This is a genomic window from Thalassolituus sp. UBA2009, from assembly GCF_002335285.1.
Lineage (GTDB): Bacteria > Pseudomonadota > Gammaproteobacteria > Pseudomonadales > Oceanobacteraceae > Venatoribacter > Venatoribacter alkanivorans.
In genome coordinates, this window is the sequence record NZ_DDCJ01000145.1 from 1 (window position 1) to 1,676 (window position 1,676).

Below are 1,676 nucleotides of genomic sequence, written 5' to 3' on the forward strand. Positions count from 1 at the left end.
AATGTTACTGAGCGCCTGCCAGAAAGTACTGACACGGACACTGTCCAGTACTGTACGGATGGCATAATCCGGCGACATCACTAAGCCATTTTTATTAATAAATTGACGCTGACGTAAAGGAGCGGGAATATCCAGCGAGCAATAAAATCCCGTAAGCTCCTGAAAACATTGCTGAAATACCGGCAGAGCCGGAGAATCATTAATTACCTGACAGACACTTTCAGAAAATACATTTGTTATACGTTCAGGCCATTCTTCTGCAGAAATTTTCGCTGGCGTTTTTAATGACGTGCGTAATTGCTGATTAAGAGAAGCTAATAGCGAAGGGTGATATGAATACTGTTGCTCAGATGAATTGTTTTCCGGCATAAAAGTTATCTGAGCATTGGGGTGCAGCACTGCTGTATCCATAACCTGATTCTCGTTCGACATCCTTGATATAAAGCGCAGCATGATCTATCGCCCCACAAAAATCAACGGCACCAGGAATATCAGACGATATTAATATAAGTAATATTTTCTTGGATTGAAGTAACCTATTAAAAACTATACTTTTGGATATACACGATAAAATTTATTTGTGTTAACGCCCCACGTTAAAAATGGGGCGTTTAGTAAATCATCCTTTAATATTTACCTGTAATAAAAAGCATTTGTGAATTTAACTCCGGCTATATCTGTCATTACTCATCCTTTAGACGGTTGATACCCAGTGCTTTTAATGTGTATTTTTCATAAATCGGTTCACTGGAACCGGTTTTCATCTTGCGGATAAAGTATTTTTCGAAAGCAATTTTCGCCAGATGCACCCACTTACCTTTTTTGAACCAGGTGACATTGCGTGGCGGAATCTGCGGAATGGCAACAAAGGCCGCGCCCGTGTCTCCCATATCCGCCAGACAGATTGCATTCCAGGTCCCGCGGGCATTAGCTTCACCTTTGCCATCCAGGTCAGCTGCCAGATTATGCGCAATCGCAGTCATCATGGATTCGATCATATAGCCGGTTTTCGGCGTACCGGTCGGAACCGGCGTTTCCTCTACAGGAGGAATGGCAACACACACACCCGCCGAGAAAATATTTTTAAAGGTCGGGTTACGCTGGAACTCGTCGATAATGACAAAGCCTTTCGGATTCACCAGCCCCTCCACCGCAGCCACCGGGTCAACCCCGGCAAAGGACGGCAACATCATGGAGTGCTTAAACGGCAGCTCATGCTGTTTTTTCAGCGAACCATCGTCATTCATTTCATCGACATACATCATGCCGTCGGCCACGCGGGTGACCTTGGCGTTGGTAATCCATTTGATATGACGGTTACGCAACTCGCTTTCCAGCATCGATTTGGAATCCCCCACACCGCCTAACCCCAGATGGCCAATGTAAGGCTCACTGGTCACATAGGTCATAGGAATACGGTCACGGACTTTTTTGTTACGCAGTTCTTTATCAAGAATAAAGGCGTACTCATAAGCCGGCCCAAAACAGGAAGCGCCCGGCATGGCACCGACAATCGCCGGGCCCGGTTCGGCGATCATGGCTTTAACATTGTCATAGCAGGTTTCGGCATGATCCAGCGAACATACCGATTGGGTAAAACCGCCATGTGGGCCAGCGCCCTCAACCGCGGCAAAATTCAGTTTCGGGCCAGTGCAGATCACCAGATAGTCATAGGC

The 1,676-nt window shown here is 46.3% G+C and carries 2 protein-coding genes; both read right to left on the reverse strand.

The window, feature by feature from the left end; genetic code table 11:
- Window positions 1–411, reverse strand: a 411-nt coding sequence (locus tag B3P58_RS17990) for a hypothetical protein (protein ID WP_286719461.1), incomplete at its 3' end; no start/stop codon positions are given.
- 272 nt (window positions 412–683) lie between these two features.
- On the reverse strand, window positions 684–1,676 hold a 993-nt coding region (locus B3P58_RS17995), incomplete at its 5' end, for an NAD(P)/FAD-dependent oxidoreductase (protein WP_286719463.1).